Raw genomic sequence first — 21,707 nt, forward strand, 5'->3', positions numbered from 1 at the left:
GTCACCAGGGCACGCTCCGATAGTCCTTGAGGAACTTCCCGCTGATCGGCGCACCGCGGCCGGCCGCCACGACCGGATGGTAGACCCGTGCCGCGCCGTCGATGACGTCCAGCGGTGGCCGGAAACCGATGGCCCGCTGCTCCTGCTTGTGCGGGTGCGGCCGCTCGTCGGTGACCCAGCCGGTGTCCACCGCGTTCATCAGGATCCGCTCCCGGGCGTAGTCCGGCGCCGACGTCCGGACCAGCATGTTCAGTGACGCCTTGGCCATGTTGGTGTGCGGATGCCGGACCGTCTTGCCGGTCCGCGAGAAGCTGCCCTCCATGGCGGACACCTGCACCACGTGCCGGTCCCGCGGCGGCCCGGCGGCCAGCAGCGGGCGCAGCCGGGAGGTGAGCAGGAACGGCGCGAACGCGTTGACCACGTGCGCGGACAGCCACTCGTGCGGGCTGACCTCGCCGTCGCGCAGGACCCACGAGTTGACCGGGCGCAGGTCGAGCTGGAAACCGGTCTCGTCGACCCGCCCGGCCGGGAAGAACCGCTGGTCGAGAGCCTGGAGTTCGGGCGCGGTGCCGAGCGAACGGTAGTAGGCGGGCGGCCGGTACACGGTCTGCGCGGCGTTGTTGACCAGGATGTCGAGGTGGTCGAAACGCCGCCCGGCGAAGCGTACGAACTCCTGCAGCGCGTCGAGGTCGAGCAGGTCCAGGCCGTGCAGGTGCAGCCGGTCACCCCACTGGTCGAAGTCGGACAGGGCGGCGAACCGCTGGGCCGCGTCGTCGGGGAACCGGGTGGTGGCCACCACGGTGGCGCCGTCGCGCAGCAGCTTCAGCGCGGTGTGGAAGCCGATCTTCACCCGGCCGCCGGTGATGATCGCGGTCCGTCCGGTCAGGTCGGTGCGGGCGTGCCGCCAGTCCCGGTTCTCCGCCGCGCAGACCGGGCACATCTGGTGGTAGTCGGCGTCGACCTCGCGGTAGTCGCCCTTGCAGACGTAGCAGAGCCGCACCCGGCGCAGCACGCCCAGCGTCTCGGCCGGTGCGGCGGGTGCGACGGGCTCCGGGGACGGGATCTCGGTCCGGAACCGGCTCGCCCCGGCCAGCAGGGTCCGGTCGGCGTCCCGGGACTGCGCGGACCGCCGGGCCTTCGCCCGCTGCTTGATCCGGCGCGCCGCGGTGGTCACCGCACGCTCCAGCTCCAGCCGGGACGCCGGGTCCAGCTCCGGGTCGTCGAGCCGGGCCAGGGCAGCCACGGCGGCGTCGAGGTCCGCGCGGTCCACGTCAGGACCCGACCCGCCGGACCTGGGCGGCGGTCGAACCGCGGCCGTCGAAGGCGTTCTCGTCGGCGCCGGCGGCGATCAGCGCGGCCATCGCCCCGGTGTCCGCCGACAGGGCGGCCACATGCAGCGGGGTGCGGCCGTCGTAGTCCCGGTCGGCGAGCGACAGGCCGGCGGCCAGCAGCACCGGCAGCACCCGCTCATGCTCGACGTTCGCGATGTAGTGCAGCAGCGTCCGGCCGTGCTGGTCGCGCAGCAACGGATCACAGCCGGCCGCCAGATCGGCCAGCACCGCGTCGGTGTCCCCGTGCACGATCCGCTCGAACACCCGCTGGCGCAGCCGGCGCACCTTCTTCGGGGTGCCGGCGCCGGCGGTGCGGAACCGGTCGACCGCGGCCGTGCACCCGTTCGGTGTCACCGGATGGTCGGGGTGCAGGATGCGCAGGCTCGCCCCGGCCGCCTCGACCGGATGCCACCGGCCGCCGCACAGCACCCGGAACGTCCGGCGTGGCCGGTGCTCGATCGGCTGCCAGTGCTGGACCCGGCCCGGGAACAGCGCCTCGTGCACGAGCGGATGCAGCTGATCCGGGCCGATCATGCCCCAGCGCAGCAGCGCGGCGTCCCGGGGCGCGGCGACGCCGAACGCGGCCGGCCCGCCGCCCGGCTCACCGGCGACCCGGTCCGCCGGCTCGGCGCGGAACAGTCCCCCCGGGGCGGCGGTCAGCCGCACGTCGAGCCACTGCGGGGCGCGCAACAGGCCGCCGGTGCGCTCCGGGTACCGTTCGATCAGCCGGCGGGCCTCGGCCGCGGCGACCGGCAGCCGATCCTGCAGACCGGCGAGCCGCTGCACGATCCAGGCGTCGCGGTGCGGATCGGGCACGGCGATGCCGGCCGCGGCGTACCACTCCGTCCTGCGATCCTGATCTATCGGGCCGAGAAGGCGCTCGAACTCGCCGGCGCGATCGGTCCCGTCGGTCACGGTTCCCTGCGGGTACGCCGTGCCGTCCGCGAAGTGCCAGGGCAGACGTGCCGCCGAGGCCCCGTAGGCCCAGCGGCGCCCCTCGATCGCGTCCGCGTGCCAGGCCCAGGCCGGCAGATCCACCCAGACCCCGGACAGCTCGTGGACGTCGACCACCTCGAGGGTGACCCGCCGGGCGACCAGCCCGTCCCGCGGGAGCGTCGCGACCAGCACCGGAACCCGCGGACGCCGGCGGGCGAGAAAGCGGCGCTCGCGGAACGGCTCCGGACGGCTCGACAGCACCACCCGGGCCCGGGACGGCCACCGCCCCCAGGTGTCCACCGGCAGGTGGCGACGCAGCAGGTCAGGGGCCAGTCCGGCGAGATCGTCCTCGATCGCCGCGGTCGCTGCGGCACCGAACCGGTCCCGCACCGCGGCCGGCTCGAAGCGCACGTCGACCATCGCCGCGGCGCACGCGGCCCGCCAGTCACCGGCCAGCCGCGCCGCGGTCGCCCGGGCGATCATGCCACCGGGCGACGCGTACGCCATCCGCCGCGCATAGTCGTCGCGGTCCCGCCGCCGTCCCAGATCCACCGTGCCCCGCCCGTCCTCGTGGTGGCGGCCGGCCGGATTCGAACCGGCGTCCTTCGCCTGTGCAGGGCGATGCGACGACCTCTGCGCTACGGCACGCCAAGGGGGGAGTGTAGCGATCGAGGGCGGCGGAGCCGAGCCGGATTCGAACCGGCGTCCCCACCGATGCGAACGGTGTGCGTCGACCAGCTGCGCTACCGGCCCCGCCGCGCCCGCAGCCTACCTACCTCGGGGCGACCTTGACGCCACGGGACCGGGCGGAGTCGTGCCACTCGATCCGGGTCAGCGTGGTGCTGCGCGGCACGTCGAAGACGACCTTCGCACTGACCCGGTTGCCGGGGTTGATGTCGTTGAGGAACGTGTCCGCGTGGTCGTCGGCGTCCATTTCGGCGGCCCCGTCGTTCTGGAACTCGGTGCCGGCGGAATCCAGCGCCTTCTGGTTGCTGCCGGAGAACATCTGCGCCCGATCGCCGACATTGCGCACCGACAGGCTGACCACGCAGAACCTGCCCCGGGCGGTCTTGTTCAGATACGCCCCGCCCAGAGGACGAGTACGCCGAGGGCGATGGGACCGAGCCGGATTCGAACCGGCGTCCTCCGCCTTGACAGGGCGACGTGCCGACCTCTGCACTACCGATCCCACCGCGCCGGGAGCGTATCAGCCCGACGGCCTACCGCCACCAGTCGGTTTCGCGGATCGGGTGCAGGGTGAGGCCCAGCGTCCCCGTGAACCAGCGAGCCAGCTGGGTCTCCATGACGAGGTGTTCGCTGGCCGCGTGGGACACCCCGATCAAGGTCATGCCGGTCGTGGCGGCGAAGTTCTGCACGTCGGCGAACTTGCGGCGGCCGTAGTCACCCTCGATGCGCACATGCAGCTCGCCGGTCAGGTAGGCCTGAGCACCGAGCCTCTCCGCCTCGGCCATCTGATCGACGTGGTCGCCGACGCCACCGACGACGGCGATGCGGGTGATGTCGTCGCGTGACCGGCCTTCCACTTCGACGAGGTCCAGGCCGAACAGTTCGCGGGCACGGCGCACGAGCAGGTCGGTCGTCGTGGGCGCGATGTCCGCGACATGCCCTGCGTAACCCTCGTCGTACGGCCAGAAATAGTCCACCGCGGTGCCGCCCAGGCCCTCCACGATCGCCGCGGCGGTACCGACCCGCACCGAGGTGTCCATCGGCGCGTGGCAGGAGTACATCGACAGTTGACGCTCGACGATGGCCAGCCGGTGCGCGTCGGCGATCGGCACGAAACCCTCCGCCCAGGTGTCGTGTTCGGGCGAGCCGTTCCGTATGTCGATGGGATGGTGAGTGATCAACAAGTCACCGGTCCGCGCGACGGAGAGCCAGTCGTCCAGCACCTGCGCCGACGGCAGGCAGGCGCCGTGGACGGCACCCACCGAGGGATGCCCGCGGTGCATCAACCCGTTGAATCGTTGCGCGAAACGCGGCTCGACGAACGCCCGCCAGTCGACTCCGGCCTCGTCGTACACCCGCGGGACATGCCGGCTCATCGCCGCGTCGGGGGCCGCCGTGTCAAGGTCGAAGAGCGCGTCGAGGGCGGCACACACGAGATCGAGCTTCGTCACCATCGACGCACTGTAGAGGTTGCCGTCCTGTTCGTCCCGGCAGATATCGCCCGAAGGGGCCGGCCGCCGATCAGTCCCAGAAGCACTCCAGGTGGTCGGAGGTCTCGATGGCGTCCGCGTCGGCGCAGAACCTGGTCGCGTCGGCGCGCAGCGCGTCGTCGATCCGCGGCGCCCAGACGGTCTCCAGGGACACCCGGTAGTCGTCCCGGTCCGGGCTGACCGCGTAACCCTGCGCGTGGGTGCCCGGGTGGTCGCAGACGAACCGGAAGATGTCCCAGGCCGACGGGGCGGCGTTCTGCCGGTCGTCCGGGTCCAGCCACTTCCCGTCGAGGAGCGCGGCCAGCCCGGCGGCGTCCAGCGGCCCGAAGTACCCGGCGCCGCCGGTGAAGGTGGCGCCGTTGCCGAGCAGGTCGACGAAGGGGAGCAGCCGGTCACGGCCGGCGGCGTCCGGGTTGAACGGGAACGGGTCGCGCGGGGCGGGCCGCGCGGCGTCGCAGAGGGCCGGCCGGACCGGAGCGCCGGTGCTGACGGCGACAGCGGCCACCGTGGCCGTGCCGGCCCCGGGGCCGGCACGGCGGGACGAAGCGGTGACGGCGACGGCGGCCAGTCCACAGGCGACCGCGACACCGGCGGAGACGGCAAGACTCATCGGGCGGCGCACCGGCCGAGTATGCCGCTCGATGATCGACTATCGCGACTCGGATCCCGGACCGGTTGCCGAGCGCCTGCGCGAACCCGGCGGCCGCCAGCGCCGGCGGTGCACAATGGCATCGCGGTTCGGGCGGGCGGCGCTGAGCGGGACCGCACCCGGGAGGACATGTGGAGCGCGGCGAGGTCTGGTGGGCTGAGATCGACGGGAAACAGCCCGTCGTGCTGCTTTCGGGCGGCCCCGGGCCGGCGTTCGCGGCGGTGCAGGTCGTCGAACCGGCCACGCCGGCGCAGAAGATCGGGTTCGTCCTGTTGTCCGGCGCGCAAGCGGTCGACGCCGACGAGCGGTGCCGGATCCTCGCGGCTGCCGGACCGGATACGCGGGCCGGCGGCATCGAGGTCTTCCTCGGAGCCGAGGAGGGCCTGCCACGCAGCGGTGTGGTCCGGCTGGCCCTGCCCCGGGAGGGGAAGGTCTTCTGCACCTGGGAGGCGACCGTCAGCGTCGACTCGCTGGTGGAGAGGATCGGCACGCTGTCCCCGGCCAAGCTGCGGGAACTGGACACCGCCCTGGCGCTCGCCGGCCACCGGTGACGGGCCACCGGTGACGAAGGGATCCGCTAAGCGGAAACAACTCGCGAAGCGGAAACAGCTCGTGGAATACCGCCATCTCCCACTTTAACGTATATCGCATGGGTGGGCTTGCCGCAAGACCCCGTCACCGGCGCACACTGGCTGCCGCAATCGTTGAATGGGGGCCGGGAAGATGCGTGTGGTGTTGAGCACCTGGGGTTCGCGGGGCGATGTCGAACCACTGGCCGCGCTGGCGTTCCAGTTGCGGGCACAGGGGGCCGAGGTGCAGGTCTGCGCGCCGCCGGATGAGGAGTTCACGACGCTGCTGAACGGGGTGGGCGCCGAGCACGTGCCGCTGGGGCCGGCGGTGGGTTCGGTGGTGGCCGGCAGCCGGCCGCCGTCGGCGCAGGACGCGTTCCGGCTGGCGGCGGATCTGGTCGCGGCCCGGTTCGAGACGCTGGGCCGGGTGGCGAAGGGGGCCGAGGCGCTGCTGGCGACCGGGTTGATGCCGTCCGGTGTCCGCTCGGTCGCCGACCACCTGGGCGTCCGGTATGCGATGGCCTGCTTCCACGTGTACGGGCTGCCGTCGCGGCACCGCCGGCCGGGCACCCGGCCCGGGGTGCAGTCGGCGGCGCAGGAGACCGATCCGCGGGTGCTGTGGAAGGAGGACGCGGACCGGATCAACGCCCTGTACGCGGAGCCGGAGAACCGGCACCGGGCGGCGCTCGGGATGCCGCCGGTCGAGGACATCCGGTCGTACGTCTTCACCGACCGGCCGTTGCTGGCCGCCGACCCGGTGCTGTGCCCGTGGGCGGACACCACCGACCTGGACGTGGTGCAGACCGGCGCGTGGATCCGGCCGGACGACCGTCCGCTGCCGGCCGAGCTGACCGCGTTCCTGGATGCCGGCGAGCCGCCGGTGTACGTGGGTTTCGGCAGCATCGCCTCGTACCTGCCGGCCGACATCGGCCGGGTCGCCGTCGAGGCGATCCGCGCGCGGGGCCGCCGGGTGCTGATCAACCGGGGCTGGGCCGGCCTGTCCGCGCTCGACGACGGCGCCGACTGCCTGGTGGTGGGCGAGGTGAACCAGCAGGCGCTGTTCCCCCGGGTGGCCGCGATCGTGCACCACGGCGGGGCCGGGACGACGACCGCGGCGAGCCGGTCGGGGACGCCGCAGGTGGTGGTGCCGCAGATCGCCGACCAGACGATGTCGGCGGAGCGGATCGCCGAGCTCGGCATCGGGGTGGCACACGAGGGCCGCTCCCCCACGGTCGGGTCGCTGTCCGCGGCGCTGGCCACGGCACTGGGTGCGGATGTCCGGGCACGGGCCGCCGAGGTGGGCGGCACGATCCGCACCGACGGCGCGGCGGTCGCCGCGGGGATGCTGCTGAGCGGCGAGTTCTGAGATGTCGTCCGGTGGCCCGGCGGGTACGTTGTCCCTCGGGCCAACCGGATCGGAGACGCTTCACGATGAACGACTGGGTCGAGCACGTGATCTGGTGGCACGCGCATCCCCTCACGTTCCTGGGGGCTGAGCGGGCGGCGCTGCCACCGGATGCCGCGCCGGTGCCGCGGCTGCGGCGTTTCGCGCCGTGGCTGGACTATCTGGTGGAGCTGGGCTGCAACGGTCTGGCGTTGGGGCCGGTCTTCGCGGCGGAGACGCACGGCTACGACACGGTCGACCACTACCGGGTCGATCCGCGGTTGGGCACCACGGACGATCTGCGGTGGCTGCTCGACGAGTGTCGTCGGCGCGGGATCCGGGTGCTGTTCGACGGCGTGTTCAATCACGTGGGGCGCGGTTTCGGCCCGTTCCGGGACGTGCTCGACCGGGGGCGCGATTCGGCGTACGCCAACTGGTTTCGTCTTTCCTACAACGACGACGGCGGGTTCGACCATGCCGATTTCGAGGGTCACCACCATCTGGTCGCCCTCAATCACGATGAGCCGGCCGTCGTCGACTACGTCGCCGGGGTGATGCGGCACTGGCGGGAGTTCGGCGCGGACGGCTGGCGTCTCGACGCGGCCTATGCGGTGCCGCTGCCGTTCTGGCGGGCGACCGCCGGGAGCATCGACGGCGGCTGGTTCGTGGGTGAGGTGATCCACGGCGACTATCCGGCTTTCGTGCGTGACGGCGGCCTCGATTCCGTGACGCAGTACGAGCTGTGGAAGGCGATCCGGTCCAGTCTGAACGACCTGAACTTCTTCGAGTTGGCCTGGGCGTTGGAGCGGCACGACGCGTTCGGCGCCGATTTCCCCCCGCTGACCTTCGTCGGCAATCACGACGTCACCCGGATCGCCAGCGCCCTGACCGAGCCGCGCCATCTCGGCCTGGCCCTGGCCGTCCTGTTCACCGTCGGCGGCGTGCCCAGCGTCTACGCCGGCGACGAGCAGGCCTTCACCGGCGTCAAACGCGACATCGAGTTCGGCGACGACGAGATCCGCCCGGCCTTCCCCGCGACCCCGGCGGATCTGGCCCCGTTCGGCGAGCCCACCTTCCACCTGCACCAGCAGCTGATCAGCCTGCGCCGCCGATTCCCGTGGCTGCACCGCGCCACCACGAAACCTTTGCACCTCACCAACAAACAACTGGCGTACGAGGTGTCCGCCGGCCCCGACCGCCTCATCGTGCTGCTGAACGCCGCCGACCACGGCCACGACTTCCCCTTGGACCTCGGCCCCGCCCGCGTCGTCGAGTCCTCCGGCGGCACCGGCACCCTCGTCCCCGGCCCCGGCTGGTCGATCCTGCGGGGCTGACGCCGGCCACCCGCCGTGGCGCTCAGACCAGGGCGGTGACCAGCACCGTGAAGGCGGCGAGGATGACGGCGAGCCGGCCGTAGTGGTAGCGCAGCCACCGGTTCAGCTGCTGCTTCCAGTCGGCCGGCCGGGTCTCCGGCGTCCAGGTCCGGTTGCGGTTGTTGATCGGGACCAGGAGCAGCACCGACATGAGCACGCTGACGATCAGCAGCCCGGCGGCGGTGACGACGAGCCCGTCACCGTCGTGCCGCCGGCCGGCCACCGCCCAGATCGCGATCAGCACGACCGAGCCGATGTACCAGAACGGCATCAGCCGACCGAGCATCCGGCCGCCGTGTGCGTGGCCGAGCTGGCCGCTGTCCTCGGGGAGGGCGTCCAGGATCGGGTTCATGACGAAGGCGACGGAGAACTCGACCCCCACCATCAGGCCGACGACCACGGTGGTGATGACTTCCAGAGCGTTGAGCATGGCGAACCTCTCCAGGTATCTAGCGGCGCTAGCTTTCGGATCGAGGCTAGCATTGTCATCGATCCCATGTCTAGCAGTGCTAGGATCGGCCCGTGTCGGTAACAGAACGCAAGCAGCGGGAACGGGCCGTCCGCGAGCGCCTCATCGTGGCGACCGCCCGGGAGCTCGCCGAGCAGATGGGCTGGGAGGCGGTCACCACCCGCCGGCTCGCCGAGCGCATCGAGTACAGCCAGCCCGTCCTCTACAGCCACTTCCGCGGCAAACGGGAGATCATCGGCGCGGTCGCCCTGCAGGGCGCCACCGAGATGGCCGCCCATGTCCGGGCCGCGACGGACGCGACGGACGACCCGCGAGCCCGGGTCACCGCCCTGGCCCGCGCCTACCTCGACTTCGCCGCGCGCCATCCGGCGGTCTACGACGCGCTGTTCCTCCTGGACGGCGGCCTGGCGTATGGGCGCCAGGACACCCCGGCGCCGCTCAGGGACGCCTTCGCCGCGCTGCGGGAAACCCTGGGTGAGGTCGCCGGGGACGGGGTCGACAAGGGCCTGTTCACCGAGGTCTTCTGGTCGTCGCTGCACGGCCTGGCCACCCTGACCCGCACCGGCCGGTTGTTGCCCGCGTTCGCCGAGGCGAGAGTGGAACTGCTGGTCGACCGGCTCGCCGTGCTCTGACCCCGGCGATCACCGCCACGCCGTGCCTGCCGGACGCTGTCGCGGCGCGGGGGGGGCTATAACAAGATCATGGGTACCGATGAGGAAGTGATCGTCGAGGTCCGGGAAGGCCTCGGGCACCTGGTCCTGAATCGGCCGCGGGCGATCAACGCGCTCACCGCCGGCATGGTGGCGATCATGCGCCGGGCTCTGGCCGGGTGGGCGGCGTCGGACACCGTGCGGGCCGTGCTGATCACGGGAGCGGGTGAGCGCGGGCTCTGCGCCGGCGGTGACATCCGGGCGATCCACGCGGACGCGGTGTCCGGGGGCAGCGGGTCGATCCGGTTCTGGGCTGACGAGTACGAGTTGAACGCGACGATCGCGGAGTATCCGAAGCCGGTCGTGGCGCTGATGGACGGTCTCGTGATGGGTGGCGGGATCGGTGTCTCGGCGCACGCGTCGGTGCGGGTGGTGACGGAGCGGTCCCGGCTGGCGATGCCCGAGGTGGGCATCGGCATGCACCCGGACGTCGGCGGCTCCTGGCTGCTCTCCCGGGCGCCCGGCGAGCTGGGCACGCATCTGGCGCTGACCGGCTCCGCGGTGGGGGCGGCGGACGGGATCGCGGCCGGGCTCGCCGACTTCTTCGTCCCGTCCGAGCGCCTGCCCGCGCTGGTCGCGGCGCTGGAACAGGGGCAGGGGGTGCGGGCCTTCACGGCCGAGCCGCCGCCGGGTGAGTTCGCCACGGCCCGGGAGTGGATCGACGTCTGCTACCGGGGGGACTCGGTGATCGAGATCGTGGACCGGCTGGCCCGGCACCCGGCCCCGGGCGCGCAGGCGGCCGCCAAGGAGATCGGCACCCGCTCCCCCACCGCCCTGACGATCACCCTGCGTTCGCTGCGGACGGCAGCGCGCCTGCCCGATCTGCGCGCCGCGCTGGGGCAGGAGCTGCGGCTGTCGGCGGCCATGCTGCGGCTGCCGGACCTGGCGGAGGGGATCCGGGCGCAGATCATCGACAAGGACCGCAATCCGCGCTGGCGGCCGTCGTCCCTCGCCGAGGTGCGGCCGGAGACCGTCGACGAGGTGTTCGAAGCAACCCGTTAGCAACCGGAGGCGACCGCTTCCACACTCAGCCGCACCGACCGTTGTCTTCCATGGCCACCAAGAAGCACGCGCGCCGGGCCGCTCTCACCGTCGCCGCCGCCACCGCCACCGCTGTCAGCCTCGCCTACCCGATCGCCGCCGGCGCGGCGCCGGGTGTCCCGGTCAGCGTTCTGGCCGACACCCCGGGGACCGCGAAGCCGGTGACCAAGGCGCCGACCGCGACCGCGGTCACCCCGCCGAGCGGCACCACCGCGGGCGGCACCACGGTCACGGTCACCGGTTCCGGGTTCTCGTCGCTGGACCTGACGAACCCGGCCGCGGTGAAGTTCGGTGACCTCAACGCGGCCTCGTTCGCCGTCGTGTCGGACACCCGGCTGACCGCGGTCACCCCGGCCGGGACGAACGGCGCGGTCAAGGTGACCGTCACCAACACGGTGGGCAGCAGCAGCGGGACGGTGAGCTTCGGGTTCCGGGCGCCGCTGGGTGCCCGGTTCGAGGCGGTGACCGGGGCGAAGGGCGGCACCGTCGTCCCGGTCACCGTGACCGGCGGCACCGTGGGCGCCACCGCCGCGGCCTTCACCACCGAGAAGGTGACCGCGAAGGTCGGGGACGCCACCGCGACGGTGGCCTGGACCGACGAGGCGCACGTCAAGGTGACCGTGCCGGCCGGCACGAAGTTCGGCGCGATGAAGCTGACGCTGACCCACGACGGGGTGGCCGGCACCCCGTCCGAGTCGACGATCCGCTACGCGCCGCTGCTGAGCGGGGTGTTGCCGGCCAAGGTGTCCACCGCGGGCGGCGAGACGGTGACGATCACCGGGAACGGCTTCACCGACGTGGCCAGCGACGACCCGGCATCGGTCACCTTCGGCGGCAGGAACGCGACCAGCTTCACGGTCAAGTCGGCCACCCAGATCACCGCGGTGGTGCCGGAGGGCGCGAACGGGGCGGCCCCGGTCGTGGTGAAGAGCGCGGGTGGCTCGGTGAGCGGGACCGTCACGTACCGCACGCCTCTGGGCCTGGAAGTTCCCGCCGGCGCGGTGGCGAAGGCCTCCGGCGGCACGGTCACGCTGACGGTGACCGGCGGGACGGTCGGCGCGACCCCGAAGGAGTTCGGCACGCAGGCGATCAGCGCCACGGTCGGCACCTCGAAGGTCGTCCCGGTCTGGGTGGACGCCACCCACGTGAAGGTGCCGATGCCGGCCTCGGCCGCGGCGACGGCCCCGGTGACCCTGCTGCACGACGGGGTGCCGGGCAAGCCGGTGACGGTGAGTTACGCCCCGGTCGTGGTGAACCTGTCGGCGACCACCGACACGCTGGCCGGCGGCACCAAGGTCACCGTGAAGATCGCCGGCGGGGAGCTGGGCGGCGCGACCGGCTTCACGTTCGGCGGTAAGGAGGCGTCCTGCACCAGGCAGGGCACCGGCACCTTCGTCACCTACCTGTGCGTGACGCCGCCGGCGACCACGGCCGGCCCGGTCTGGGTGTCGTTCACCGCCAGCACCGGCACCGCCAGCCGGTTCACCCCGGCCGCCGTCTTCAACTACATCGACCTGGACTGAAGCACCTGGAGGGCGAGCTCACCCCAGGTGATGTTCTCCCGCTCGAAGCTGATGCCCCGCTGGAGCGTCAGGTAGGGGCCGATCCGGTTTCCGGTGGCGAGGAACTCCGCGTGGCTCCGGCTTCCCAGGATCTCCACCACCATCTGCTCGTACGCGGTCAGCCGCCGGCGACTCTGCTCGATCCGCGCCTCGATCGAGGACCGGACGCTGGCCGGGTCGGCCCAGGCCAGCGCCTCCACCTGGACCAGCAGCTCGTCGCGGACCGTGGTCGGTTTCGGCTCCTGCCGGGTGAAGTCGAGCAGCGCGGCCCGGCCCGCCTCGGTGACCGAGAAGATCCGCTTGTCGGGCCGCCTGTCCTGCTTGACCAGCCGCGCCGCGAGCAGCCCCTCGGACTCCATCCGGTCGAGTTCCCGGTAGAGCTGCTGCGGCGTGGCGGTCCAGAAGTTGGCGACCGAGACCCGGAAGCGTTTGGCCAGGTCGTACCCAGAGGACTCGCGGTCGATCAGCGCCGCGAGAACGGCGTTCCTCAGTGCCACGGACGCATCCTACGGGCCCGGGGCCGGAACTCCGGGGTGGCCTTGGCGAGCACGGCGCGGCGCAGGATCGCGGTGTTGGGCAGCCGCAGCAGCCGGATCTGCTCCCAGCGTTCACGGGCGAAGGTGCGCCGGGCGCTGCTCGTCACCGCTCCGTTGAGCAGGCGTTTCGCGGCGGCGATCGCGTCCGGTGACTTGGCCAGCAGGCTTTCGGCGAACGCGGTGGCCGCCTTCACCGGATCGTCGGCGAGCTCGGTGACGATGCCCAGCTCGGCCGCCCGGGCGCCGCTGAACCGCTCGGCGGTCATGGTGAGCCGCTTGGCGACGTCCAGGCCGACCACCTCGGTGAGGCTGCGGATGCCGGACATGTCGGGGATGATGCCCCACTTGCCCTCCAGGACCGACCACTGCGAGTCCGGGGTGGCGAAGCGCAGGTCGGCGGCGAGCGCGATCTGGATGCCGCCGCCGTAGCAGTGCCCGTGGACCGCGGCGATCACCGGGACCGGGATCCGCCGCCACGCCCAGCAGGCCTCCTGGAACAGGTTGGTGCCGCGCCAGGGGACCGGGACGAAGGCACGCACGACCCGGGCCGGGGATTTCAGGGTGCCGGCGATGTCGAGGCCGGCACTGAACGACGGGCCCTCCCCGGCGATCACGACGGCGCGGACCGAGCGGTCGCGGCGCAACCGGCGGGCAACCGCGATCAGCTCGTGCAGGGTGTCCAGGACCAGGGCGTTCAACTTCTCCGGCCGGTTGAGACGTACCTGGGCGATGCCGTTGTCGATGGTGAGGCTGACGTATCCCATGATCTTCCCTCTGGATCAGACCGAAGCGGCGAGCTCGGTGGCCTGTTTGATGGCCCGCTTGGCGTCGAGCTCGGCCGCGACGTCCGCGCCGCCGATCACGTGGACCGTCACGCCGCGGTCGGTGAGCGGCGCGACGAGATCGCGGACCGAGTCCTGACCGGCGCACAGCACGACCGTGTCCACCGCGAGGACCTGGGCCTTCTCGCCGACGGTGAGGTGCAGCCCGGCGTCGTCGATCTTCTGGTAGGACACCCCGCGCAGCATGGTCACGCCGGACTGCTGCAGCGTCGCCCGGTGCACCCAGCCGGTCGTCTTGCCCAGGCCCTTGCCGAGCGCGGTCTCCTTGCGCTGCAGCAGGTAGACCTTGCGCCGGACGGAGGGCTTGACGGCGGTGGTCAGCCCGCCGCGCTCCGCCGCCGGGTCGGTGACGCCCCAGCGCCGCATCCAGTCGTCGAGCGGCTCGTTCTGGTCGTGCAGCAGGAACTCGCCGATGTCGAAGCCGATGCCGCCGGCGCCGATGATCGCCACCCGCTCCCCGGCCGGCGCACCCTCCACCAGCTGCTGGTAGGTCAGGACCGACGGGTGGTCGATGCCGGCAATCTGCGGGATCCTCGGTGTCACGCCGGTGGCGAGCACCACCTCGTCGAAGCCGGCCAGGTCCGTCACGGTGGCCCGCACCCCGAGGTGCAGCTTCACCCCGCGAACGTCGATCATGTGCCGGTAGTAGTCGAGGGTCCGCGCGAACTCCTCCTTGCCCGGAATGCGCGCCGCGAGCCGGAACTGCCCGCCGATCGACTCGCCCGCCTCGAACAGCTCCACGCTGTGTCCGCGCCCGGCCAGCTCGACCGCCGCCGCCAGCCCCGCCGGCCCGGCTCCGACGACCGCACAACGCTTGACGGTACGGGTCGGCAGCAGCACGAGTTCGGTCTCGTGCCCGGCCCGCGGGTTCAGCATGCAGGACGCCCGGGTGTTCTTGAAGGTGTGGTCCAGGCAGGCCTGGTTGCACGCTATGCACGTGATGATCTCGCGTTCCCGGCCCTGCTCGGCCTTGACCACCCAGTCCGCGTCGGCCAGCAGCGGCCGGGCCATCGACACCAGGTCGGCGTCTCCGGCCGCGAGGATCTGCTCGGCAGCCTCCGGCCGGTTGATCCGGTTGGAGGCGATGACCGGGATCGTCACCTCGTCGCGCAGCTTGCGGGTCACCCAGGTGAAGGCGCCGGCCGGCACCGAGGTGACGATCGTCGGCACCCGCGCCTCGTGCCAGCCGATCCCGGTGTTGAACAGCGACACCCCGGCCTCCTGCAGGCCGCGGGCGAGCTCGACCGTCTCCTCCCAGGACTGGGCGTCGTCGACCAGGTCCAGCAGGCTGATCCGGTACTGCACGATGAAGTCGTCGCCGGCCAGCTCGCGGGTCCGCCGGACGATCTCCAGCGGGAAGCGCATCCGCTTCGCGGCCGAGCCGCCCCAGGCGTCGGTGCGGTCGTTGGTCCGGGCGGCCAGGAACTGGTTGATCAGGTAGCCCTCGGAACCCATGATCTCGACGCCGTCGTACCCGGCACGGCGGGCCAGCCGCGCGGCCCGGGCGAACGCGGTCGCCGTCGCGTCGACCTGCCGCGCCGACATGGCCCGCGGCCGGAACGGGGTGATCGGCGACTTCTTCGCCGACGCGCCGAGGCTGAACGGATGGTACGAGTACCGGCCCGCGTGCAGGACCTGCAGCAGGATCTTCCCGTCGTGCTCGTGCACCGCGTCGGTGACCACGCGGTGCTTGTCGGCGTGCCGTCCGCTGGTCATCTTGCTGCCGAACGGCGCCAGCCAGCCCCGCCAGGTCGGCGCGTACCCGCCGGTCACCATCAGGCCCACCCCGCCCTTGGCCCGCTCGGCGAAGTAGGCGGCGAGTTTCGGCAGGTCCTGCTCGCGGTCCTCGAGCTTGGTGTGCATCGAGCCCATCACCACCCGGTTGCGCAACACGGTGTGGCCGAGGTCGAGCGGGCTCAGCAGCGTCGGATAGCGGCTCATAGGCCGCGACTATACAAACAGTTGCATACTAAAGAAAGTGACTATCACCGGTCCGGTCCGGGAGTGTCCAGCGGCACCACCGGCCCCGCAACCAGGCCCGGCTGCATCGCCGGGCGGATGCCGGCAGCGGTGAACAGCCGGTCCGCGGCCACCCGTGGCCGGTCCGCCGGCAGTGCGGCCAAGTGGTGGCCGCGGCGCGCAGGGGGCCGCCGCGGGCCGGGCAGGCCGGGCACCACCCGGTTGCCGGCGTCGAGCAGCTGGAAGGTGGTGCCCGGGCTGACCGGCGGCGGCCCGCCCCGCCCGACCGCGGTGGTGAGCTGCTCGGCCTGGGCGCTCAGATGATGAGCAGGGCCAGGATGTCGAACTCGCGGGCGGACAGCTCGATCTCCGCGCCGTCCCGGAACACCCGCCGGGCGCCGGGGTCGAGCCGCAGGTCACCGGCCTGCAGCACAGCCACGGCCGACTCGTGGGAATGCCGGTGCAGGGCCAGCAGCTCGTCGTCGCCGGTGTGCCGCACCTCGGCGGTGTGCCGGGCTGGCATCCCCCGGCCGGCTGCGGCGCGGGCGGTTACGCTGCGTCGGGCCCGGCCGGCGCAACGCCCGGCCTCGCGCAGCCCGCGCGCCACCAGCTCGGCGAGCCGACGCTCATCCTCCACCACCAGGACCCGCATCGTTTATCTTTCACTCTCGTGAAGAGGATGTGGCCACTCTACGCGGCCGGGTTCACCACCGCGTTCGGAGCGCACGCGATCGCCGCGAACCTGGGCGGGGCGCAGGTTTCGCTGCTGACGCTCGGTGGCCTGCTGGCCCTCTACGACGGCGCCGAGATCGTCCTCAAGCCGGTGTTCGGCAGTCTCGCCGACCGGATCGGGCCGCGGCCGGTGCTGCTCGGCGGCCTGGTCGCGTTCGCGCTCGCCTCCGCGGTCTACGTGGCGGCGGACAGCCCCGGCTGGCTGTGGGCCGCTCGGCTCGGGCAGGGCGCGGCCGCCTCGGCGTTCTCCCCGGCCGCGTCGGCCCTCGTGGCCCGGCTGAATCCCGGCGCCAAGCACGGGCGGGCGTTCGGGTCGTACGGCTTCTACAAGTCGATCGGCTACACCCTCGGCCCGCTGCTCGGCGGCGTGATCGTCTGGGCCGGCGGGCTGCGGTCGCTGTTCGTCGTGCTGGCCGGGCTCGGCGCGGCGGTCGCCGTCTGGGCGCTGCTGGCCGTCCCGCACCTGGCGCCGCTGCCGAAGACCCGGCAGACCCTGCTCGATCTGGCCCGCCGGCTGACCTCGGCGACCTTCCTGCGGCCCACCTCGGCGCTGGCCGCCGCGACCGCGGCCCTGTCGGTCGGCGTCGGCTTCCTGCCGGTCACCGGGCGGGCCGCCGGGCTCAGCCCGATCGCCACCGGCGCGGCCGTGTCGGTGCTGGCGCTGTGCGCGGCGCTGGTCCAGCCGCGGGCCGGGCGGGCGCTCGACGACGGGCGGTTGAGCCTGCGCACCGGGCTGACCGCCGGGCTGCTGCTGACCGCGCTCGGCCTGGCCGCGGCGCTGCTGCCCGGCCTGACCGGCGTCCTCGCCGGGGCGGCGCTGATCGGCGCCGGCACCGGCCTGATCACCCCGCTGGGGTTCGCGGCGCTGGCCGGCTCGACCCCGCCGGAGCGGCTCGGGCAGACCATGGGCGCCGCCGAACTGGGCCGCGAACTGGGCGACGCGGGCGGACCGCTGCTGGTCGGCGCGATCGCCACGGCGACCACGCTGAACGGGGGATTCGCCGTGCTCGCGGTGCTGGTGGGTGCACTCGCCGCCATCCTGCCGGCACTACCGCTGCGTCACGTTCAGCAGCGGTGACGCGTTCTGCGCGGTCGACGGGGCGTTCCATTTCTGCTGGTCGGAGCCGTCGCACGGCATCGTCCGGAGAATGCTCGTGTTCGCCGGGGCGCCCGGGTCCACGAGGACGTCCTGTCCGACCGCGGTCAGGCACAGGGCATGGTCGTCCTGGACCCGGTAGCTGGTCGTGGGCAGGCCGGTGTTCCGGGTGATCGTCCACCGGTATCCGGCCGTTGTCGTGGAGCAGGCCTTCGCCTGCACCTTCTGCCCGGCGGTTCCGGGGCTCCACAGGCAGTACCTGCCGTCCGGGTTGGTCGGGCTTGCGTCGTTGTCGGTCACCGTGAACAGGACGTCCGCCACGCCGGCGACCCCGTTGGCGAGCACCGCGGCCTGACCGCTGGTGGCGTCCACCGGCACCCACTGCTGGCTCCAGTCGGCGCTCGTCAGGCTCGGGCTCTGACCGCAGGGATAGGTGATCAGCCGGGCGTCGGCGACCTTCTGTCCGCCGACATCCATGCACCGGCTGAACTCGGCGTAGTCCACCCACTGGTTCCGGTCGGCCAGCACGGCCGCGCCCGCACCGGCCGAGCCCCGCGAGACGAAGGTGGACGCGGTGCTGCAGTCGGCGTCGAGGTTGACCGACAGGCCCGCCACGGGACCCGCGGCCCGCCAGCAGAGGGTCCGGGCCGAGGAGGCCCAGGTACCGCCACCGGACGGCCCGGGACTCGCGGAGATCCACTGCTGAGTGGCGGGGACGGTGGTGGTGCCACACGCGGCGAGGGCCAGGGAGGACCCGCTGGTCTGCTGGGCGTCCACGCACAGTCCGTCGGGCGGGCTCGACGACACCAATCTGACCTGCAGGTTGGAGCCGTAGGCGAACAGCTGGCTCTTGGGCCGGGTGCTGGCGGCGCAGGTGCGCAGCGCCAGTTGCCCGCCCGCGACGGGCGTGTCGCCCGCGTCCAGGCACAGGTTGGTCCCGGCGAGCCGGACGGTGTCGCCGGCCAGGTTCTGGTCACCGGACAGCAGGGGGTACGTGGCCGTCAACGTCACGCTGACCTTGCCCGCGAGGTCCAACCCGGTCGACGTCAACCGTACGTAGGCGGCCTGGTTGCCGGGCCCCTGTCCGGTCTGGCACGGGGCCAGCGGGCTGCCGCCGTACTGCGGGTCGGTCGTGTAGTAGTCGAAGCTGACCGCATAGGTGGCCGGGCCCGCGGACGAGGCGTCGGTCATCGGGGCGCAGGGCAGCTTGGTGCGATCACCCTGCGGGTTGCCGGCCGCCGTGGACAGGGTCACGGTCGACACGCCACCCGACGTGGACGCCTGGATCGTGGCCACGGCAGCCTGCAGGCCCGCGCGCGCGGACTGCAGTCCGCTGACCCGCCGCTGGTCGAAGCGCGTGGTACCGATCTGCGCGATCACCAGGGAGCTCAGGACCACGCTGAGGCTCGTCGCCACCATGGTGACCAGCAGGGCGATGGGCATCGACCCGCGGTCGCCGGCCGCGGGCAGCGGACGCGGGTGTCGGGGAGCGCTCACGGCGTGTTCCTTCCTAGCGAGCAGGCGACCGGGTCGTGCCAGCCGACGGTGCTGTTGGCCGCGACGACGGTGGTCTGGGTGTCGCGCTGGGTCGAGCCCTTCCCCCCGCTGGCCGTCGCGGTGAGCCGGATCCGCAGTTGCAGCGGCGTGGCGCTCGGCAGGTTCGTCAGCGACGGTGTCGAGAAGTCGGGGAAGTGCAGGGTCTGCGGCGCGGCCGCCGCGCCGGTGTCGGCGTCCGGCGTGGCGGGAGCCGCCAGCCCGGACGCGAGGACCCGCCAGCCGGCCGCGGACACGGTCGTGGCCGACGCGGGCCACTGGCGCAGCTTCAGCGTTCCGCCGGAGAGGCGAAGCTGGTGGCAGACCCGCTGACCGCTGGAATCCTGGGTGACGTACTCGACGGAGGGATCGCCGCCGGCTCCGGCGCCCGGGTCACTGATGTCGTAGGCGACGCCGATCTCCGGTTGCAGGCCGGCGTATGCCAGGCTCGCCTGTGTCTGGGCCTCGTCCATCCGGTCGGTGGCGTCGGTCATCCGGTACAGCTGCGCCAGGCCGCCGGTCGCGATGGCCCCGATGATCGACATCAGCGCCATGGCGACCATCAGGTCGATCATCGTGACCCCGGCGTCCCCGCCCGGCAGGGCGCGGCGTGCCCGGATCGGGGTCCGGTTCCTCATCAGCTCACCTGCCAGGTAAAGGCGATCGTCTTCCGGTTGCCGGCGAAGTCGGTCACGGTGATGGACACGGTCGAGGTGGCGACGGTCATCGGCTTGCCGGTGATCACACCGGTGTTCGCGTCCAGCGCGAGGCCGGCCGGCAGCCCGGAGGCCGTCCACGTGAACGGTCCGACGCCGCCCGTCTGGGTCAGCTGCAGCGCCGTGATCGCCTTGCCCTTCTGACTGGACTGCGCGCCCGGCGACGTGATGGTCAGCGGTGCGTAGATCGTCCACTTGAAGGGGATCTTCTTCACGGTGCCGCTGGCATCGGTGAGCAGGATCTGGATGTCCCAGGTGCCGGCCGTGGTCGGCGTGCCGCTCACGAGTCCGGTCGCCGAGTTGATCGAGAGCCCCGGCGGCAGGTTGACGGCACCCCAGGTGTACAGCGAGGGGTTGGCCACGATCAGCTGGGTGGTGGTGCTGTCGTTCAGCTGCTGAGCCTTGTCGATGGACCAGTCGAAGGTCACCGAGGCGCTCTCGCCGCGGCTGTCGGTGACGGTCACCACGACGTGGGCGGTACCCAGGGCGGCGGGCGTCCCGGTGATCAGGCCGCTGCTCGACCCGATCGACATGCCGGCGCGCAGACTCGTGGCCGTCCAGGTGTAGGGGCCGACACCGTCGGTGGCGACCATCTGCAGCGGGACCGCGGCGGTGTCGATGTAGGTGTCCTGCTTGGGGGGAATGGCCAGCTTCGGCGCCGAGTAGATCGTCCACACGAACGACACCTTGGCGTTCTGCTTGCGGGCGTCGGTCACGGTGACGGTGACGTTCGAGGCGCCGAGGGTGTCCGGCGTACCCGTGATCACCCCCGTGGCGCTGTCGATGGACAGGCCGTTCGGCAGACCGGTCGCCGACCACGTGTACGGAGTGGTGCCGCCGGCCGCGGACGGTGAGAGCGTGACGCTGCGACCCTGCGTGGTGCCCTGGTCAGCGATCTTGGCAAGCGTGATCTTGGTGACGACCGCCCACCGGAAGGTGATCCGGGCGGTCTTGCCGCGGGCGTCGATGACGGTCACCGTCACCGTCGAGGTGCCGGCGCTCGTGGGCGTCCCGGTCACCGAGGTCGTGGTCGGGTCGAAGGTCAGACCGTTCGGCAGACCGGTGACCGACCAGGTGTACGGCCGGCTGCCGCCGGTGGCCGACAGCGGGAGCGCCGCGATCGCCGACCCGAGCGTGCTGACCTGGTCGGGCACGGCGGTCACGGCCACCGCGCCGGAGCCGAACACCGGGTCGCCCGACCCACCGGCACCGAAGAGCGTGGACGTGGCGAACGAGCAGGTGTCGCCGCCGCAGGCGGGCGACGGCCAGGCCACCCCGACGACCGCGCGCACCATGGCGATCGGCTGGGTGTTGTCGGCGGTGCAGGGACTCCCGCCGGTCTGCTCCCAGCACTTGCCGAGGTAGAGATAGCGCTGGTACGTCACCCCGTTGACCGCGATGCCCGACGAGCTCGGCGGCACCGGGAAGGCGATGCCGCCGGTGGCCGTGGACGGCGCGGTGGTGACCGCCGTCGGCACCGCCGCGGCGTCCCACCGCTCGGTGTCGGCCAGCAGCGGCACCGCCTTGGCCACCGGCGCCGGGCATGCCGTGGCGCACGGCGCACGCTCGGACAGCAGGGCCGTCACCTGCGGCGCCCGGAGGGTGTCCATGGCATCCGCGGCGAGCCGGATGCCGCCCTGTTGCTGACCCTGCCCGTGCGAGGTCGACATGGCCTGCACGAAGAAGGTGCTCAACCCCATCAGCACGACGCACACGACCGCGGCGGACACGATCATCTCGAGCATGGTGAACCCACCATCGCCCGCGTCGCACACCCTGACGCGCTTCGGCACCTGGTCGCCCCGGAACACGGTCCCCAACTCCCGTCGCTGCCTGAACACCCCACCCCGCACGCGGTGGACGTGCCCTTATCGGCACGGCGACAGCCGCCTTGAGAGCAACGGCGCGCGAAAACGGCCCGGAGCGACGGTCAGCCGGCCCGCGCGGCTCCTTGTCTGCCTGCGGGACGAGCGCAGCCCGGCCCGGCCTGGTCGAGGCGACCGGCGGTGATGACGGCCCGCATTTGCGGCCGGGTCGAGGAGATCCCGCTCCGGCGCCCGCCACGACCGGGGGCACATGCCGGCCACCGGTC

Annotated in this window: 20 protein-coding genes and 3 tRNA genes; 7 read left to right on the forward strand and 16 right to left on the reverse strand. The window is 72.5% G+C overall.

The genetic code is table 11. From position 1 onward, the window contains the following. Position 1: 1 nt before the first annotated feature. The 8 genes from ACSP50_RS21895 to ACSP50_RS21930 all read right to left on the reverse strand — a co-directional run bounded on the left by ACSP50_RS21895 (position 2) and on the right by ACSP50_RS21930 (position 5,066). Positions 2–1,270, reverse strand: a complete 1,269-nt coding sequence (locus ACSP50_RS21895; protein WP_014691456.1) for an SDR family NAD(P)-dependent oxidoreductase — start codon at positions 1,268–1,270, stop codon at positions 2–4. Position 1,271: 1 nt separating this feature from the next. Next, entirely contained in the window at positions 1,272–2,819 is a 1,548-nt protein-coding gene (locus ACSP50_RS21900; RefSeq protein WP_014691457.1) for an ankyrin repeat domain-containing protein, read from the reverse strand. A gap of 19 nt (positions 2,820–2,838) precedes the next feature. Continuing rightward, a tRNA-Cys gene (locus ACSP50_RS21905) sits at positions 2,839–2,917 on the reverse strand. 29 nt (positions 2,918–2,946) lie between these two features. Continuing rightward, positions 2,947–3,020, reverse strand: a tRNA-Ala gene (locus ACSP50_RS21910). Between the two features lie 19 nt (positions 3,021–3,039). Then, positions 3,040–3,315, reverse strand: coding sequence for a DUF4352 domain-containing protein (locus ACSP50_RS21915; RefSeq protein WP_014691458.1), 276 nt, complete (start codon positions 3,313–3,315; stop codon positions 3,040–3,042). Between the two features lie 68 nt (positions 3,316–3,383). Then, positions 3,384–3,456: transfer RNA gene (locus tag ACSP50_RS21920), tRNA-Asp, on the reverse strand. 31 nt (positions 3,457–3,487) lie between these two features. Next, positions 3,488–4,408 carry a Nif3-like dinuclear metal center hexameric protein gene (locus tag ACSP50_RS21925; RefSeq protein WP_014691459.1) on the reverse strand — a complete coding sequence of 307 codons (921 nt, stop codon included), beginning with the start codon at positions 4,406–4,408 and terminating at the stop codon, positions 3,488–3,490. A 67-nt stretch (positions 4,409–4,475) separates the two neighbouring features. Next, positions 4,476–5,066, reverse strand: a complete 591-nt coding sequence (locus ACSP50_RS21930) for a hypothetical protein (RefSeq protein ID WP_155123583.1) — start codon at positions 5,064–5,066, stop codon at positions 4,476–4,478. Between the two features lie 158 nt (positions 5,067–5,224). On the opposite strand from ACSP50_RS21930, the gene ACSP50_RS21935 reads away from it, so the two are divergent. From ACSP50_RS21935 to ACSP50_RS21945, 3 genes are all read left to right on the forward strand, one after another. Then, on the forward strand, positions 5,225–5,644 hold the full coding sequence (locus ACSP50_RS21935) for a hypothetical protein (RefSeq protein WP_014691461.1): 420 nt from the start codon (positions 5,225–5,227) through the stop codon (positions 5,642–5,644). A 172-nt stretch (positions 5,645–5,816) separates the two neighbouring features. Beyond that, positions 5,817–7,028, forward strand: a complete 1,212-nt coding sequence (locus tag ACSP50_RS21940) for a glycosyltransferase (RefSeq protein ID WP_014691462.1) — start codon at positions 5,817–5,819, stop codon at positions 7,026–7,028. A gap of 65 nt (positions 7,029–7,093) precedes the next feature. Then, positions 7,094–8,380, forward strand: coding sequence for an alpha-amylase family glycosyl hydrolase (locus tag ACSP50_RS21945; RefSeq protein ID WP_014691463.1), 1,287 nt, complete (start codon positions 7,094–7,096; stop codon positions 8,378–8,380). Positions 8,381–8,402: 22 nt separating this feature from the next. Here ACSP50_RS21945 and ACSP50_RS21950 read toward each other — a convergent pair whose 3' ends face one another. Then, positions 8,403–8,849: a DUF1772 domain-containing protein gene (locus ACSP50_RS21950; protein ID WP_014691464.1), complete on the reverse strand. Its 447-nt coding sequence runs from the start codon at positions 8,847–8,849 to the stop codon at positions 8,403–8,405. Positions 8,850–8,941: 92 nt separating this feature from the next. Between ACSP50_RS21950 and ACSP50_RS21955 the strand changes: the two genes are divergently transcribed. From ACSP50_RS21955 to ACSP50_RS21965, 3 genes are all read left to right on the forward strand, one after another. Next, positions 8,942–9,520, forward strand: a complete 579-nt coding sequence (locus ACSP50_RS21955; protein ID WP_014691465.1) for a TetR/AcrR family transcriptional regulator — start codon at positions 8,942–8,944, stop codon at positions 9,518–9,520. A 69-nt stretch (positions 9,521–9,589) separates the two neighbouring features. After that, positions 9,590–10,600: an enoyl-CoA hydratase/isomerase family protein gene (locus tag ACSP50_RS21960; RefSeq protein WP_014691466.1), complete on the forward strand. Its 1,011-nt coding sequence runs from the start codon at positions 9,590–9,592 to the stop codon at positions 10,598–10,600. A gap of 50 nt (positions 10,601–10,650) precedes the next feature. Further along, a complete protein-coding gene (locus tag ACSP50_RS21965) occupies positions 10,651–12,162 on the forward strand; it encodes an IPT/TIG domain-containing protein (protein WP_014691467.1) in 1,512 nt (503 codons plus the stop codon). Here the strand turns inward: ACSP50_RS21965 and ACSP50_RS21970 are convergent. From ACSP50_RS21970 to ACSP50_RS43460, 4 genes are all read right to left on the reverse strand, one after another. Then, entirely contained in the window at positions 12,144–12,698 is a 555-nt protein-coding gene (locus ACSP50_RS21970) for a PadR family transcriptional regulator (protein WP_014691468.1), read from the reverse strand. The two genes, ACSP50_RS21965 and ACSP50_RS21970, sit on opposite strands and share 19 nt — an antisense overlap. Further along, the gene (locus ACSP50_RS21975) at positions 12,689–13,501 is read right to left on the reverse strand and encodes a crotonase/enoyl-CoA hydratase family protein (RefSeq protein WP_014691469.1); all 813 of its coding nucleotides are present in this window, start codon (positions 13,499–13,501) and stop codon (positions 12,689–12,691) included. The genes ACSP50_RS21970 and ACSP50_RS21975 overlap by 10 nt, the downstream gene beginning before the upstream one ends. Positions 13,502–13,516: 15 nt before the next feature. Continuing rightward, the gene (locus ACSP50_RS21980) at positions 13,517–15,520 is read right to left on the reverse strand and encodes an NADPH-dependent 2,4-dienoyl-CoA reductase (RefSeq protein ID WP_014691470.1); all 2,004 of its coding nucleotides are present in this window, start codon (positions 15,518–15,520) and stop codon (positions 13,517–13,519) included. A 334-nt stretch (positions 15,521–15,854) separates the two neighbouring features. Then, positions 15,855–16,190, reverse strand: a complete 336-nt coding sequence (locus ACSP50_RS43460; RefSeq protein ID WP_014691471.1) for a response regulator transcription factor — start codon at positions 16,188–16,190, stop codon at positions 15,855–15,857. A gap of 27 nt (positions 16,191–16,217) precedes the next feature. Between ACSP50_RS43460 and ACSP50_RS21990 the strand changes: the two genes are divergently transcribed. Beyond that, entirely contained in the window at positions 16,218–17,348 is a 1,131-nt protein-coding gene (locus tag ACSP50_RS21990) for an MFS transporter (protein ID WP_014691472.1), read from the forward strand. On the opposite strand, the gene ACSP50_RS21995 is transcribed toward ACSP50_RS21990, so the two are convergent. From ACSP50_RS21995 to ACSP50_RS44100, 3 genes are read right to left on the reverse strand one after another with little or no spacing between them, the layout of a single operon-like run. After that, positions 17,319–18,863, reverse strand: coding sequence for a ricin-type beta-trefoil lectin domain protein (locus ACSP50_RS21995; RefSeq protein ID WP_014691473.1), 1,545 nt, complete (start codon positions 18,861–18,863; stop codon positions 17,319–17,321). The two genes, ACSP50_RS21990 and ACSP50_RS21995, sit on opposite strands and share 30 nt — an antisense overlap. Continuing rightward, positions 18,860–19,537 (reverse strand): hypothetical protein, encoded by a 678-nt coding sequence (locus tag ACSP50_RS22000; RefSeq protein WP_014691474.1) that lies wholly within the window; start codon positions 19,535–19,537, stop codon positions 18,860–18,862. Before ACSP50_RS22000 ends, ACSP50_RS21995 begins: the two co-directional genes overlap by 4 nt. Continuing rightward, on the reverse strand, positions 19,537–21,360 hold the full coding sequence (locus ACSP50_RS44100) for an Ig domain-containing protein (RefSeq protein WP_155123584.1): 1,824 nt from the start codon (positions 21,358–21,360) through the stop codon (positions 19,537–19,539). The genes ACSP50_RS22000 and ACSP50_RS44100 overlap by 1 nt, the downstream gene beginning before the upstream one ends. Between the last annotated feature and the right edge of the window lie 347 nt (positions 21,361–21,707).

The organism is Actinoplanes sp. SE50/110 (genome assembly GCF_900119315.1).
Classification (GTDB): domain Bacteria; phylum Actinomycetota; class Actinomycetes; order Mycobacteriales; family Micromonosporaceae; genus Actinoplanes.